This window comes from Cupriavidus sp. MEYA8, assembly GCF_059278825.1.
In genome coordinates this window covers 266,527-281,266 of record NZ_CM181221.1, presented here as the reverse complement: position 1 = coordinate 281,266, position 14,740 = coordinate 266,527, and the positions used below count along the sequence as shown (strand labels likewise).

At 67.8% G+C, this 14,740-nt stretch carries 11 protein-coding genes; 8 read left to right on the top strand and 3 right to left on the bottom strand.

From position 1 onward, the window contains the following. Window positions 1–321 precede the first annotated feature (321 nt). From AC5WJ1_RS01280 to AC5WJ1_RS01245, 8 genes are all read left to right on the top strand, one after another. Entirely contained in the window at window positions 322–1,617 is a 1,296-nt protein-coding gene (locus AC5WJ1_RS01280; protein WP_133094194.1) for a dicarboxylate/amino acid:cation symporter, read from the top strand. A gap of 88 nt (window positions 1,618–1,705) precedes the next feature. Then, window positions 1,706–3,736 carry a sensor histidine kinase gene (locus AC5WJ1_RS01275; protein ID WP_434033214.1) on the top strand — a complete coding sequence of 677 codons (2,031 nt, stop codon included), beginning with the start codon at window positions 1,706–1,708 and terminating at the stop codon, window positions 3,734–3,736. An 8-nt stretch (window positions 3,737–3,744) separates the two neighbouring features. Continuing rightward, entirely contained in the window at window positions 3,745–5,070 is a 1,326-nt protein-coding gene (locus AC5WJ1_RS01270) for a sigma-54-dependent transcriptional regulator (RefSeq protein ID WP_133093571.1), read from the top strand. Between the two features lie 1,053 nt (window positions 5,071–6,123). Continuing rightward, the gene (locus AC5WJ1_RS01265) at window positions 6,124–7,251 is read left to right on the top strand and encodes an NAD(P)/FAD-dependent oxidoreductase (RefSeq protein ID WP_494476324.1); all 1,128 of its coding nucleotides are present in this window, start codon (window positions 6,124–6,126) and stop codon (window positions 7,249–7,251) included. An 11-nt stretch (window positions 7,252–7,262) separates the two neighbouring features. Beyond that, on the top strand, window positions 7,263–7,967 hold the full coding sequence (gene creB, locus AC5WJ1_RS01260) for a two-component system response regulator CreB (protein ID WP_276609602.1): 705 nt from the start codon (window positions 7,263–7,265) through the stop codon (window positions 7,965–7,967). A 6-nt stretch (window positions 7,968–7,973) separates the two neighbouring features. Next, window positions 7,974–9,404, top strand: coding sequence for a two-component system sensor histidine kinase CreC (gene creC / locus AC5WJ1_RS01255; RefSeq protein ID WP_494476323.1), 1,431 nt, complete (start codon window positions 7,974–7,976; stop codon window positions 9,402–9,404). A gap of 131 nt (window positions 9,405–9,535) precedes the next feature. Beyond that, on the top strand, window positions 9,536–10,513 hold the full coding sequence (locus tag AC5WJ1_RS01250) for an NAD(P)H-dependent flavin oxidoreductase (RefSeq protein ID WP_135704300.1): 978 nt from the start codon (window positions 9,536–9,538) through the stop codon (window positions 10,511–10,513). A gap of 85 nt (window positions 10,514–10,598) precedes the next feature. Beyond that, window positions 10,599–11,000: a YbaN family protein gene (locus AC5WJ1_RS01245; protein WP_240745917.1), complete on the top strand. Its 402-nt coding sequence runs from the start codon at window positions 10,599–10,601 to the stop codon at window positions 10,998–11,000. 76 nt (window positions 11,001–11,076) lie between these two features. On the opposite strand, the gene AC5WJ1_RS01240 is transcribed toward AC5WJ1_RS01245, so the two are convergent. The 3 genes from AC5WJ1_RS01240 to AC5WJ1_RS01230 all read right to left on the bottom strand — a co-directional run bounded on the left by AC5WJ1_RS01240 (window position 11,077) and on the right by AC5WJ1_RS01230 (window position 14,682). Then, a complete protein-coding gene (locus AC5WJ1_RS01240; RefSeq protein ID WP_135704298.1) occupies window positions 11,077–12,327 on the bottom strand; it encodes a phenylacetate--CoA ligase family protein in 1,251 nt (416 codons plus the stop codon). A 94-nt stretch (window positions 12,328–12,421) separates the two neighbouring features. Next, window positions 12,422–13,237: an ABC transporter ATP-binding protein gene (locus tag AC5WJ1_RS01235; protein WP_029046690.1), complete on the bottom strand. Its 816-nt coding sequence runs from the start codon at window positions 13,235–13,237 to the stop codon at window positions 12,422–12,424. 107 nt (window positions 13,238–13,344) lie between these two features. Next, on the bottom strand, window positions 13,345–14,682 hold the full coding sequence (locus AC5WJ1_RS01230) for an ABC transporter substrate-binding protein (protein WP_133093563.1): 1,338 nt from the start codon (window positions 14,680–14,682) through the stop codon (window positions 13,345–13,347). Between the last annotated feature and the right edge of the window lie 58 nt (window positions 14,683–14,740).

Here is a 14,740-nt window from a genome sequence, read left to right as displayed (position 1 = left end):
CGGCGTCACGGCGGCACGCCCGCGCCTTCCGGCACCCGCGCAACGCCATTGACCGCGCATGCCGGCCGCGCAGGTGGCGCCTCGGCCACCTTTGCCCGCGCCGGCATTCCGAATCCCCGGAAGCCGGGATTCCGGATTTCCGGAATCCCGGAGGCCCCGCGTCTTGGCAAGACCCGCGTTTCCTTGTGAATCAATCAGTTAACGATACCGGTTGGACTGGCATGCCGGTTGCAAATTCCCGTCCCTGAACGCGCCGCAACCGTGACGGCGCGCGCCCGCGGCGCCATCGCCCCGGGTACGGTCAACACCGAGGACGACACCATGAAGAAACCCTTCTACAAGATCCTGTATGTGCAGGTGCTGTTCGCCATCCTGGTCGGCATCCTGCTGGGCCACTACTGGCCCGATACGGGCGTGGCCATGAAGCCGCTGGGCGATGGCTTCATCAAGCTGATCAAGATGATCATCGGCCCGATCATCTTCTGTACCGTGGTGACCGGCATGGCCGGCATGAGCGACATGAAGAAGGTCGGCCGCGTCGGCGGCAAGGCGCTGCTCTACTTTGAAGTGGTGTCGACCTTCGCGCTGCTGATCGGCCTGGGCGCCGCGCACCTGCTCAAGCCGGGCGTGGGCTTCAACATCGACCCGTCGACGCTGGACACCAAGGCGATCGCGCAATACGTGTCGAAGGCGCACGGCCAGAGCACGGTCGAGTTCTTCATGCACATCATCCCGGAAACGGTCTTCAGCGCCTTCGCCAACGGCGACATCCTGCAGATCCTGCTGGTGTCGCTGTTCTTCGGCGCCGCGCTGGCCACGCTCGGCGAACGCGCCCGCTTCGTGGTGCAGCTGATCGAGCAGGTCTCCAAGGTGTTCTTCCACATCGTGCACGTGATCACCAAGGTGGCCCCGATCGGCGCCTTCGGCGCGATGGCGTTCACCATCGGCAAGTACGGCCTGGGTTCGCTGGTGCCGCTGCTCAAGCTGATCGGCACCTTCTACTTCACGGCCATCATCTTCGTGCTGGTGGTGCTGGGCACGATCGCGCGCATGACCGGCTTCAGCATCGTGCGCTTTATCTCGTACATCAAGGAAGAGCTGCTGATCGTGCTTGGCACCAGCTCGTCCGAGGCCGCGCTGCCGCACATGATGGAGAAGCTGGAGAAGCTGGGCTGCTCCAAGTCGGTGGTGGGCCTGGTGGTGCCTACCGGCTATTCGTTCAACCTGGACGGCACCAACATCTACATGACGATGGCGGTGATCTTCATCGCGCAGGCGACCGGCATCGAACTGACGTGGATGCAGCAGCTGACCATCCTGGCGGTGGCGATGATCACCTCCAAGGGCGCCAGCGGCGTGACCGGATCGGGCTTCATCACGCTGGCCGCGACGCTGGCGGTGGTGCCGACCATCCCGGTGGCCGGCATGGTGCTGATCCTGGGCATCGACCGCTTCATGAGCGAGTGCCGCGCGCTGACCAACATCATCGGCAACGGCGTGGCCACGGTGGTGGTGTCGGCGTGGGAACGCGAGCTTGACCGCAAGCGCCTGGCGCAGGTGCTGCAGGGCGGCGGCGATGCCGGCGATCTGGCCCAGGCCGGCCAGGGCGCCCGCTAAGTACACCGCTGCGCGGGCGGCTGCATCGGCGTCTGCCCCGGCCGCCCGCCAGCGGGTATCATCGGCACGACAGCCCTTGCGCGCGCCGATGCCCCATTCCGACGATTTCCTAGCCGTGCATGATCCTGCCGCCACCCGCGCGGTGCATGCGCCGGACACCGGCAGCAGCCGGTGGTGGGTCTTCGCCGCCGCACTGGCGGCCGGGCTGCTGCTGTTGTGCGGGCTGACCTGGCTGGTGTCGTTCCAGCGCGGCCTGGCCGCGCTGCAGCAGAGCACCGCGACGCGTGCCGACCGCTACGCCGCCACCCTCGAAAGCACCCTCGACCGCTACGAATTCCTGCCCGCGCTGGTGTCGCTGCACCCCTTCGTGCGCGGGCTGCTCGAATCCCCAAACGACCCGACGCGCGTCGCCGCCGCCAACCAGTACCTGGAAGAGGTCAACCGGCGCGCACATGCTTCGGCCACGTACGTGATTGCCGCCAACGGCATCGCGCTGGCCGCCAGCAACCATAACCAGCCCGGCAGCTTCGTCGGCACCGACTACCGCTTCCGCCCCTACTTCCAGATCGCCGCGGGCGGCAGGATGGGCCGCTTCTACGCCATCGGCATCACCAGCGACGAACCGGGCTATTACCTCGCGCAACCGGTGGAATCCAATGGCAAGGTCGTCGGCGTCACCGTGGTCAAGCTCAACCTGGAGTGGTTCCAGCGTGCCGGCAGCGGCGCCGAGCCGCTGATGGTCAGCGACGACCACGGCGTGATCTTCCTGTCATCGGTGCCGGCCTGGCAGTACCGCACGCTGCAACCGCTGCCGCCGGCATTGCAGGCCGAGATGGAAAACACGCGCCAGTACCACGGCCGCGCCGTCACGCCGCTGCCGCTGGAGCCGCTCGACTCGCTCGTCACGCGCTGGCTCGCGCAGACCACGCTGGGCGCCAACGCGCGGCTGGTGCGCGTGCGTGACGACTCGCCCGCCGCCCGCACCACTTTTACCCCCGACGCCACCGCGCGCGCCGACCGCTACCTCGAACTGGGCCGCACCGTGGGCCCGGCCGACTGGACCATGCAGGTGATGGCGCCGCTGGAGCCGGTGCTGGCCAACGCGCGCAACGCCACCGTGGCCGCGGCGCTGGCCTATGCCTGCATCTGCCTGCTGCTGGTCAACTGGCGCCAGCGCCGCCAGCGCGCGCGCGACGTGCAGTACAGCCGCCGGCTGCTGGAAGCGGCCTACGACGAACTGGAGCGCCGCGTGGAAGCGCGTACCGCCGACCTGATGGCGATCAACGAGAAGCTCGAGGAACAGGTTGCCGAGCGCACCCGCGCCGAAAGCGAGCTGCGCGCGGCGCAGGACGAACTGGTGCAAGCCAGCAAGCTGGCCGCGCTGGGACAGATGGCGGCCGGCATCACGCACGAGCTGAACCAGCCGCTGGCGGCGCTGCGCACCTTCTCGGACAACACCCGCGTGCTGCTGGAGCGCGGCCAGCTGGCCGCGGCAGAAGGCAACCTGGCTGCCATCGCCGACCTGACCGAGCGCATGGGCAAGATCACCAGCCAGCTCAAGCTGTTCGCCGGCAAGGCGCGCCCGGTGCGGCGGCCGGTGGTGGTGCGCACGGCGCTCGACCACGTGCTGGCGCTGCTGGCGCCGCGGCTGGGTGCGGTGAAGGTCAACGTGGCCGGCCTCGACGAACAGCCCGGCCTGTCCGTGCGTGCCGACGAACTCAAGCTTGAGCAGGTGCTGCTGAACCTGATCGGCAATGCGCTCGACGCCATCGCCTCGGCGGCGCCCGCGCAAGGCCGCATCGACATCGAGGTGCAGACCAATGCCGGCACCAACGGCGGCACCAACAGCGGCACCATCACCCTCGCCGTGCGCGACAACGGCACCGGCATCGCGCCGGAAGCGCTGCCGCGCCTGTTCGAGCCCTTCTTCACCACCAAGGAAACCGGGCAGGGCCTGGGGCTGGGGCTGGCGATCTCGTCATCGATCGTGCGCGAGTTCGGCGGCCAGCTCAGCGTGGCCAACATGCCCGGCGGCGGCGCGCAATTCACGCTGGTGCTGGCAGGCGCGCCGGCCAGCTCCGGCGCGAACGAGGCGCTGCCGGTTTCCACTCCCCAATGAGCATTGCCATGCAAGACGGTCTGCGTGTCCTGTTTGTCGAAGACGAGCCGCTGGTGCGGCAGGCTACTGCGCAAAGCCTGGAGCTTGCGGGCTTTACCGTGCTGGCGCTGCCTTCGGCAGAAGCCGCCATGCCGCATCTGCATGCGGGCTTTCCCGGCGTCGTGGTGACCGACGTGCGCTTGCCCGGCGCCAGCGGGCTGGACCTGCTGCAGCACTGCCGCAATGCGGCGCCAGGCGTGCCGGTGGTGCTGGTGACGGGGCATGGCGATATCACGATGGCCGTGCAGGCGATGCGTGAAGGCGCCTATGACTTTATCGAGAAGCCGTTCGGAGCCGACCGGCTGACCGACACCGTCCGTCGCGCACTCGAGCGGCGCGCGCTCGAACTGGAGAACCAGGCGTTGCGGCGCGAGCTGGCTGGTCCCGCGGCCGGTACGCGGATCATCGGGCGTTCGCCGGCGATCGAGCAGGTGCGGGCTCTGGTTGCCAACGTGGCCCCGACCGACGTGCCGGTGATGATCAACGGCGAGACCGGCACCGGCAAGGAGCTGGTGGCACGCAGCCTGCATGCGCTGTCCGGCCGCGCCGAGGGGCCTTTTATCGCGCTGAACTGCGGGGCGGTGCCTGAGGCCATCTTCGAGAGCGAGATGTTCGGACATGAAGCTGGTGCCTTCACCGGCGCAGGCAAGCGACGTATCGGCAAGCTGGAGCATGCTTCGGGCGGCACGCTCTTCCTCGACGAGATCGAGAGCATGCCGCTGGCGCTGCAGGTCAAGCTGTTGCGGGTGCTGCAGGAAGGAACGCTGGAGCGGCTGGGGTCGAATGCGTCGGTGAAGATCGATGTGCGGATCGTGGCGGCGGCCAAGGGGGATATGGATGCGCTGGTGGCGCAAGGTTCGTTTCGTGAGGACCTCTATTACCGGCTGAATGTGGTCACGATTGCGCTGCCTCCGCTGCGGGAACGGCGCGAGGATATCGTGGCGTTGTTCGAGCATTTCATGCTGGTGGCGGCGGTACGTTATCAGCGGCCGGCGCCGATTTTGTCGGAGGCGCAGCGGCAGGGGCTGCAGCAGCGGCCTTGGCCTGGGAATGTGCGGGAGTTGCGGAATGCGGCGGACCGGCTGGTGCTGGGGGTGCCTGAGGGCGGGCAAGCGGGTGCGCATGCGGCGACTGCGGACGAGACCGCGCCGCTGCGGGAGAGGATGGAGCGGTATGAGCGGGCGGTGATTGCCGATGCGCTGGCGCGGACGGGGGGTGCTGTCAGTCAGGCTGCTGATTTGCTGCAGGTTGGCAAGGCTACGCTGTATGACAAGATCAAGCGGTATGGGCTTTGATGTTGGCTTGTCATTGGCTGTTCACCTTGTTGCCATGTGGGCGTCACATTGGTTTTCTATGCTTCGTGGGCGGTTGTGGCATTGGCAGGTGCCCTGCCGGCTGTATCAGTCTTCGTGGTAATTGATGGCCCCGCGGTTTATGCGGGGCGTTTTTTTGTGGGCTTATTAGGTGCATGTCGCTGTTGATGACATGCTGTCGGCGGTTGAACCGCCTGGTTCCGCCCTCCTGGGCGGGTCACTTTTTGTCCGAGCGACAAAAAGTAACCAAAAAGCGCGTTTACGGCCCTGCGGGCGGCCACTCTTATCGTAGTATGCGGCGGTTTTCGTACGGGGCTTTGCTTCGTTGCAGGGCAGGACTGCCTGACGCCCTGGTGCGCCACGATGGCTCGAGATAGCAGCGATGTTTGAACGAGCCCAGAGCTGGGCGTGGCCCCTGCTGCGGGCGGCATGGTAGGAACGCCTTCGGCTGCGCTGCGCGCCGGCCCTAAGGGCAAGGCCGCCGCCCCACGTCCTCGCCCGGGCTTCGGGCCCGGCGTCATTCACGACGGCGCTGTGCGAGCGCAGCGACGCACTCCGTGCCCGAGCCCTAAATCACAGGTACTGCCGGCGCGCAGCGCAGCCGAAGGCGTTCCTGTGTTGACGCCGGCAGCAGGCGGCCTACGCCCGGCATGGGGATTGTCCAATAGTGGGTCGACGCAGCCACTATCCCAGACTCACCTGGCGTAGCAGGTCCGAACCACCAGCCACATCGAACGGAAATCACCACCGCCCGACCCACCCACGCCGCCAAATTGATAGCCAGCCGCTCAGGCGACGCGTTTTTTGGTTACTTTTTGTCGCTCGGACAAAAAGTGACCCGCCCAGCAGGGCGGAACCAGGCGGTTCAACGGCCACAGCATGTCATCAACAGCGACAGCGGACGCTTAAACAGCCGCCAGCATCCAACAGCAAGCCACCGCCCCCAATAACGCCAACGACTTCACAACCACCCCACATTCCCCTCACCCAGCAAGACAACACTGGAGAACCCTTCATCCAGAAGCCCCTCCAAAAATGCCAACCTTCGACTACGACCTAGTAGTATCCGGCGCCAGCTTCGCCGGCGCAGCCTGCGCCCTGGCGGCCGCCCGCGCCGGCCTGCGCGTCCTGGTCCTCGAACGCAAACCCGACCCCGGCGAAAAACTCCACACCACCGGCATCGTCGTCAAGGAAGCCATCGAACAAACCTGGCTGGGCCGCGCCCCCGCCGACTGCATACACCGCGTTGAACGCGTGCGACTCTATTCTCCACGCTTGCGCAGCCTCGACCTGGCCGCCCCAGGCTACTACTTCCACACCACCGATACCCCCAACCTGATGCGCTGGCTGGCCAACGAGCTGGTGCGCCACGGCGCCACGCTGCGCCTGGGCCAGTCGTTCGTCCGCGCTACGCCACGCCATGGCGGCTGGCACGTGACCGGCGTCGGCACCACCCGCTACCTGGTCGGTGCCGACGGCGCCAAATCGCGCGTGGCGCAATGCGCAGGTCTCGGCCGCACCCACGATTTCCTGTATGGCATCGAATACGAATTCCCGGGAATATCCCTGCCCGATCCCGTCATGCTCCATTGCTTCATCACCCGCCGCTTCGCGCCCGGCTACATAGGCTGGATCGCACAGAATCCCACCGGCGTCCAGGCCGGCCTGGCGCTGCGCTACTTGCCCCGTCACGGCCGCGCTCCCGACCTCGACGGCCTGCTCGCCCATGTACGCGCCCGCGCCGGACTGCCTGAACTGACGCAGCCCGCCGCCACGCGCGCCGGCCTGATCCCGTGCGGCGGTCCCGCCATGCCACTCGCGCGCGACGGCGTGATCCTGACCGGCGACGCGGCCGGCATCGTCTCGCCGCTGACCGCCGGCGGCATCCACTACGCCTTCGCCCATGGCGAATCCGTTGGCAAAGCCATCGCCGAACACCTGCTGCACAACGGCCCGGCGCCGGAAGCCGTCGCCACCGGCAGCGCGCCACGCTTTCGCGGCAAGCGCGCGCTGCGCTGGATGTTCGACCGCTTCCAGTGCGACTGGCCCTTCGACCTGATGCTGTATTCACCGCCGCTGCGCTGGGCCGCCGAGCAGATCTACTTCCACAAGCGCGGCGGCGACCAGGCCGCGCCGCCGCCGCGCACCGTGCCCAGCCTCTGACGTGGACTAGAATGCCGGGCATGGGACAACCGCGCATCCTGGTGGTGGAAGACGAGCAAGCCATCGCCGATACCATCCTCTACGCCCTGCGCACCGATGGCATGCAGGCCGAGCACTGCACGCTGGGCAGCGCCGCGCTGGCGCGGATGCGCGCCGATGCGGCCGACCTGGTGATCCTGGACGTGGGCCTGCCCGATGTGAACGGCTTCGAGGTCTGCCGCACGCTGCGCACGTTCTGCGATGCGCCGGTGATCTTCCTGACCGCGCGCCACGAGGAGATCGACCGCATCGTCGGTCTGGAAATCGGCGCCGACGACTACGTGGTCAAGCCGTTCTCGCCGCGCGAGCTGGCCGCGCGCGTGCGCGCCATCCTGCGCCGCGCGCGCGGCGTGGCCGCACCCGCTGCCGCCGATTCCGGCTTCACCCACGACGCCGACGGCGCACGGCTGGCCTACCGCGGCCGCTGGCTGGACCTGACCCGCTACGAATACCTGCTGCTGGCACTGCTGGTGGCACACCCGGGCCGCATCTACACCCGCGCCCAGCTGATGGAACTGGTCTGGCAGGACGCGCTCGACACGAGCGACCGCACCGTCGACACCCATGTCAAGACGCTGCGCGCCAAGCTGCGCGACGCCACTCCGCAAGGCGAAGGCGCGGAGCGCATCCGCACGCACCGCGGCATGGGCTATTCGCTCGATCCCGTGCAGGCCTGAGCGCGCATGCGGATCGGCCTGCGCATCTTCTTTGGCTTCTTCTTCATCGTCGGCCTGGCGACGGTGCTGACGCTGCGCGTGTTCGTGCAGGAGGTCAAGCCCGGCGTGCGGCAGGCGATGGAAGACACGCTGATCGACACCGCCCACGTGCTGGCCGCGCTGGCCGCTGACGACATGAAGGCCGGCCACATCGCCGACGGCGACTTCGCGCGGCGCATGGCGGCGCTGCGCCAGGCGCCGGTCAATGCCGACGTATGGGGCCTGCACAAGGACAGCATCGGCTACCGCGTCTATGTCACCGACGCCGGCGGCATCGTCCGCTACGACTCCACCGGCACCGACGTGGGCCGCGACTACTCGCGCTGGAACGATGTCTACCTGACGCTGCGCGGCCAGTACGGCGCGCGCAGCACGCGCAGCGATCCGGAGGACGAGGCCAGCACCGTGATGTACGTGGCCGCTCCCATCCGCGACGGGGACCGCATCGTCGGCGCGCTCACCGTGGCCAAGCCCAATGCCGCGATGGCGCCCTTCATCGCGCGCAGCCAGCACCGCATCCTGCTGTACGGCGGGCTGCTGATCGGGACCGCGTGCGTGATCGGCCTGGCCTGCACGCTGTGGCTGGTGCATGGCCTGCGCCGGTTGCGCGGCTATGCGCGCGCGGTGGCCGCCGGCGAGCGCGCCGAGATGCCGCTGCATGGCACCAGCGAGCTGGCCGAACTGGGCCGCGCGGTGCAGGGCATGCGCGAGCGGCTGGAAGACAAGCAGTATGTCGAGCACTACATCCACACGCTGGCGCACGAGATGAAGAGCCCGCTGGCGGCGATCGGCGGCGCCGCCGAGCTGCTGCAGGAAGACATGCCGGCAACGGACCGCGAGCGCTTCGTCGCCAATATCCGCGCGCAGTCGGGCCGGCTGGAAACCATGATCCGCAAGCTGCTGGCGCTGGCGGAGGTGGAACAACGGCAACGGCTGGAAACCCGCGAGCCGGTGCGATTGGGCGAGCTGCTGGCCCAGCTGTGCGCCGAGCTGGAACCGCGCGCGCGGCAGCGCGGCGTGGTGCTGCGGCTGGAGTCGCCGCCGGGTCCCGACGTGGCGGCGGGCGACCCGTTCCTGCTGCGCCAGGCCGTCGCCAACCTGCTGGAAAACGCCATCGACTTCGCCCCCCGGGACAGCGCCATCGCGGTAGCGCTGGAACGGCGCGGCGCGCAGCTGGCGATCACCGTGGCCGATCATGGCCCCGGCATCCCCGAATACGCCCTGCCGCGCGTGTTCGAGCGCTTCTACTCGCTGCCGCGCCCGCAGGGCGCCGACAAGAGCACTGGCCTGGGCCTGTGCTTTGCGCGCGAGGTAGCGGCGCTGCATCATGGCAGCGTGACGCTGGCCAACCGGCCGGGCGGCGGCGCGCTGGCCGAACTGACGCTGCCCGCGGGCTGACCCGCCTGCCATGGCGCGCAGGATCGGCATAGACTTGGGCTTCTAGCGACGCACGCCAGAAACTCCCTATAATCGAACGACCGTTCATTTAGGGCACGACCAGCGTGCCCGCCAGTGGTTCAGGAGACACCATGCCCGCCGCCAAGCAACTGCCCCAGGCCCTGCAGAACCTGGCCCTGCCCGTGATTGCCTCGCCCATGTTCATCGTCAGCTATCCCGAGTTGGTGCTGGCGCAGTGCAAGGCCGGCATCGTCGGTTCGTTCCCCGCGCTCAATGCGCGCCCGGCGGAGCTGCTCGACGAGTGGCTGACGCAGATCGAGCAGGAGCTGGCCGCCTTCAGGGCCGCCAACCCCGGCGCGCCGGTGGGACCGGTCGCGGTCAACCAGATCGTGCACGGGTCCAACGCGCGGCTCGAGCATGACATCAAGGTCTGCGTCGAGCACAAGGTGCCGATCTTCATCACCTCGCTGCGCGCGCCCCCCAAGGAGCTGATCGACGCGGTGCATAGCTACGGCGGCATCGTGCTGCACGACGTCATCAGCCTGCGCCATGCCGAAAAGGCGATCGAATCCGGTGTCGACGGCCTGATCCTGGTCGCGGCCGGCGCCGGCGGCCATGCCGGCATGCTGTCGCCGTTCGCGCTGGTGGGCGAGGTGCGCAAGATCTTCGATGGCCCGATCGCGCTGTCGGGCTCGATCGCCACCGGCGAGGCAGTACTCGCGGCGCAGGCCATGGGCGCCGACTTCGCCTACGTGGGCACGCGCTTCATCGCCTCGCAGGAGGCGCACGCGGCCGAGACGTACAAGCGGTCGATCACCAGCTCGGCCGCCGCCGATATCGTCTACACCAACCTGTTCACCGGCGTGCACGGCAACTACATCCGCGAGAGCATCAGCAACGCGGGCCTGGACCCTGACAACCTGCCGGTGGCCGACAAGACCAAGATGGACTTCTCCAGCGGCAGCTCCAAGGCCAAGGCATGGAAGGACATCTGGGGCGCCGGCCAGGGCGTGGGCCAGATCCACGACATCCCCAGCGCCGGCGAAATCGTCGCGCGCATGAAAGCGGAGTACGATGCGGCCAAGGCGCGACTCGGGATTTCGCGCTGACCGATCCATCACCGGGGCCGCTTAGCGGCCCTTTGTTCGACCATTGCCCCCTTCCGCCCCTGACCTTTCGCCCGATCCTGAAGCCGTGCTGAGCCACCGCCAGCGCGTGCTGCGCGCCGTCTGGGTGGCGCTGGGCGGGCTCTTCCTGCTGCTGGGCGTGATCGGGATCTTCCTGCCGGTGCTGCCGACCACGCCGTTCGTGCTGCTGGCCGCGGCGTGCTTCGCGCGCGGTTCGCAGCGCTTCCACGGCTGGCTGATGGGGCATCCGCGCTTCGGGCCGCTGGTCAACGACTGGCAGCGGTATCGGAGCATTCCGTTCAAGGCGAAGTGCCTGGCGCTGTCGATGATGTGGGTGTCGATGGGGACCACCGCATGGCTGCTGCGCGGGCGGCCGGTGGCGTCGGCGGCGTTGCTGGCTTGTGCGGTGGGGGTGAGTGTGTGGATGATCCGGTTGCCGACGCGGCCGGAGGAGGGGGGGGAGTCTTGAGGCTTTCCGGCCCGTCGACGCCCTTCACTTCGTTGAGGCTCCGGCCCTCACCCCCACCCCTCACCCGGCTAGCCCTTCACTCATACCGCCGCGCATCCTCAATCACCTTCCCGTCCTGCGGCAACGACCCCGCCGCCACGAACGCCACCTCCCCGCGCAGGCGCATCACCTCGCGCAGCGACTCGGCCACCGCGCGCTGCAGTTCCGCATCCTCGCGCGCTGCCTCGCAGCGCAACGTCATCACGTCCGCGCCGGGATCGCCGGTCACCACCAGCCGCGCGGCGCGGATTTCCGGATGGCGGCGCAATACGTCGGCCACCTGCCCCGGATGCACGAACATGCCCTTGACCTTGGTCGCCTGGTCCGCGCGTCCCAGCCAGCCCTTGAGCCGGATATTGGTGCGCCCGCACGGGCTCGGCCGCTGCGAGGACTCCGCCACCACCGCCGACAGGTCGCCGGTGCCGAAGCGGATCAGCGGATAGTCGCCGTTGCCCAGCACCGTCACCACCACCTCGCCGGTCTCGCCTTCAGGCATGGGCCGCGTGCCGCCCGGCTCGACGATCTCGACCAGCACGCCCTCGTCCACCACCCAGCCGTCGCCGCCCTCGGTCTCGTAGGCGATCAGCCCGAGATCCGCGCTGCCGTACATCTGCTGAACGCGCACCCCGCGTTGCTGGAACCACGCGCGCAATGACGGCGGCAGCGCCTCGCCGGAGACCAACGCCTTCGTCAGGCTGGTGCAGGGAAGTCCCATCTCGTCGCCCCGTTCCAGCAGCAGCTTCAGGAACGATGGCGTGCCAGCGTAGGCCGCAGGCTGCAGGCTGGCCAGCGCCTGCACCTGCGACTCGGTCTGGCCGACGCCCGCCGGGAACACGCAGCAGCCCAGCTTGTGCGCGCCGGTCTCCATCATCATGCCGGCCGGCGTGAAGTGGTAGGAAAAGGTGTTGTAGACCAGGTCGCCGGCACGGAAGCCCGCGGCGTGCATGGCGCGCGCCGTGCGCCACCAGTCGGCGTCGTGGCCGTCGGGCTCGTGGATCGGGCCCGGTGACTGGAACACATGGCGCAGCCTGCCCAGCGGCGCCGCATTGAGGCCGCCCAGCGGCGGCAGCGCGCGCTGGCGTGCGGTCAGGTCGGACTTGCGCGTCACCGGCAACGCCGCCAGCGCCTCGCGCGAGGTCAGCGAGCGCGGGTCCACGTCGCGCAGCAGTTCGGCGAAATACGGCGCATTGTCGCGCGCGTGGGCCACCTGTCGTGCCAGGGCGGCAAGAAGCGCCTGCTCGCGGACTGCCGGCGCGCGGGTTTCGAGCGAATCGAAGTATTCGGGCATGGTGCTGTTGCGTCAGGGAAGGATGCGGATTGCCGCCGCGCCGGTGACAGCCCGCCACGGCGCGTCGGCAAAGCCAGGGATAAACCGCGCGGCGCTATGCCAGCCAGCGCTTGCGCCGGCGATAGCTCTTCACGTCGCGGAAGGACTTGCGCGCGCCACCATCCGCGTCGTTGGCGGCCACGCCCAGGTAGAACTCCTTCACGTCCTCGTTGGTGCGCAGCGACTCGGCGTCGCCGTCCATCACCACGCGGCCGTTTTCCAGGATGTAGCCGTAGTCGGCATAGCGCAGCGCCACCATGGTGTTCTGCTCGGCCAGCAGGAAGCTGACCTTCTCGCGCGAATTCAGGTCTCGCACGATCTCGAAGATCTCCTCGACGATCTGCGGCGCCAGGCCCATCGAAGGCTCGTCGAGCAGGATCATCGCGGGCTTGGCCATCATGGCCCGGCCGATCGCGCACATCTGCTGCTCGCCGCCCGAGGTATAGCCCGCCTGCGACTTGCGGCGCGTCTTCAGGCGCGGGAAGTAGTTGTAGATCTTCTCCAGCTCGTCGCGCGTCTGCGAGCGCGACAGGCCGCGCGTATACGCGCCGGTGAGCAGGTTTTCCTCGATGGTCAGGTGCGCGAAGCAGTGGCGCCCTTCCATCACCTGGATCACGCCGCGGCGCACCAGGTCGTTGGGGGTGAGCTGGTCGACGCGGTCGCCGCGATACTCGATGGTGCCCTTGGTGACGTCGCCGCGCTCGGCGTGCAGCAGGTTGGAGATCGCCTTCAGCGTGGTGGTCTTGCCCGCGCCGTTGGCGCCGAGCAGCGCCACGATCTTGCCTTCCGGCACTTCGAGCGAAACGCCCTTGAGCACCAGGATCACGTGATCGTAGATGACTTCGATGTTGTTGATGGACAGGAGGCTCATGGTGCGGCTCGGGTTGGTGTTGCGGTAGCTCCGGATTTCACATCCGTGTCGGCTTACCCCCCTCTCCATTTGGGAGAGGGGAGCAAACCTTCAGGATTCAAAGGGCATCAAGACTTCGAGCACCCCGGCGTAATCCCCTTCTCCTTCGCGTACTGCGCCGCCGTGGCCTTGAACAGCGGGTGGATCAGTCCCTTGTTGCCCTCGATCCAGTCCGACACCACCACCCACTTGCTGCCGTCCCATTGCTGGATCTTTACCTTGCCCGAACCCTCGTGGTTTTCGCAGCTGGTCTTGATCTCGGGCAGCAGGCCGGTGGCACCCAGTTGCTGCAGGCGCGCGTTGGTCAGGTTCAGGTTCTCGAACGCCCAGCGCATCTGCTCGCCGGTCATGGGCTTGCCCTTGCCGAACTTGGCCTGCGCCACGCGCACCGCTTCCACCGTTACCACCGCCGCGGAAACGCCGCGGTTGTACAGCACCGAACCGATCTTGCTCTTGTCCTGCATGTTCCCCTTGCCGGCGCCGTACACGACCTTCTCGATGTCGGAAATCAGCGGCACGCTCTTGCCCGCGACGTTCCAGGTCGCGCTCATGTAGCCCTTGGAGGCATCGCCCGCCGGCACCGTGTCTTCCTCGGAGCCCGCCCACCATGAGCCGATCATCTTCTCGCGCGAGAAGCCCACCTTCTGCGCGGCCTTCAGCGCGGTCTGGTTCATCACGCCCCAGCCCCAGAAGATCACGTAGTCGGGATTCTCCTGGCGGATCTTCAGCCACTGCGCGCCCTGCTCGTTGCCCGGGTGCGCCACCGGGATCTCGACGAGGTTGAACTTGTTGAGCCTGGCCTCGGCCTGCAGCGCCACGATCGGCTCCTTGCCATAGGCCGAGTCGTGGTACAGGTAGACGATCTTCTTGCCGGCCAGCGAGCCGCCGCTCTTGCTCGCCAGGTACTTGACGATGGCCGAGACCTGCATCTGGTACGTGGTCACCAGCGGGAACGCATACGGGAACACCGAGCCATCCACGGCGTCGGTGCGGCCATAGCCCATCATCACCAGCGGCACCTTGTCGGCGGCGGTCTTGTCGACCAGCGCGTAGGAAATGCCGGTGGACATGGCGTGGTACGCGGTGCCCTTGGTGGTCGCGTTCTTGGCCTTCAGGCGTTCATAGCACTCCACGCCCTTGGCGTTGTTGTACTCGGTCTCGCACTCTTCCCAGCTCAGCTTGACGCCGTTGACGCCGCCGTCCTTCAGGTTGACGTAGTTGAGGTAGTCGATGAAGCCGCCATACCACGACTGCCCGTTGGCGCCATATGGCCCCACGCGATAGCTCGGCAGCGCGACGAACTGCTCGTTGCTTTGCGCCAGTGCCGGCACCGCCGGCGCCAGCAGTGCAGCCGCGGCGCTGACCACCAGGGCGGCGCGTTGCACGTTACGGATCAGGTTGGTCATGACAGTCTCCTTCGCCCTCGGTGGGGCGTTTCGTTATGCGTAGGCTTCAGTACTTCAC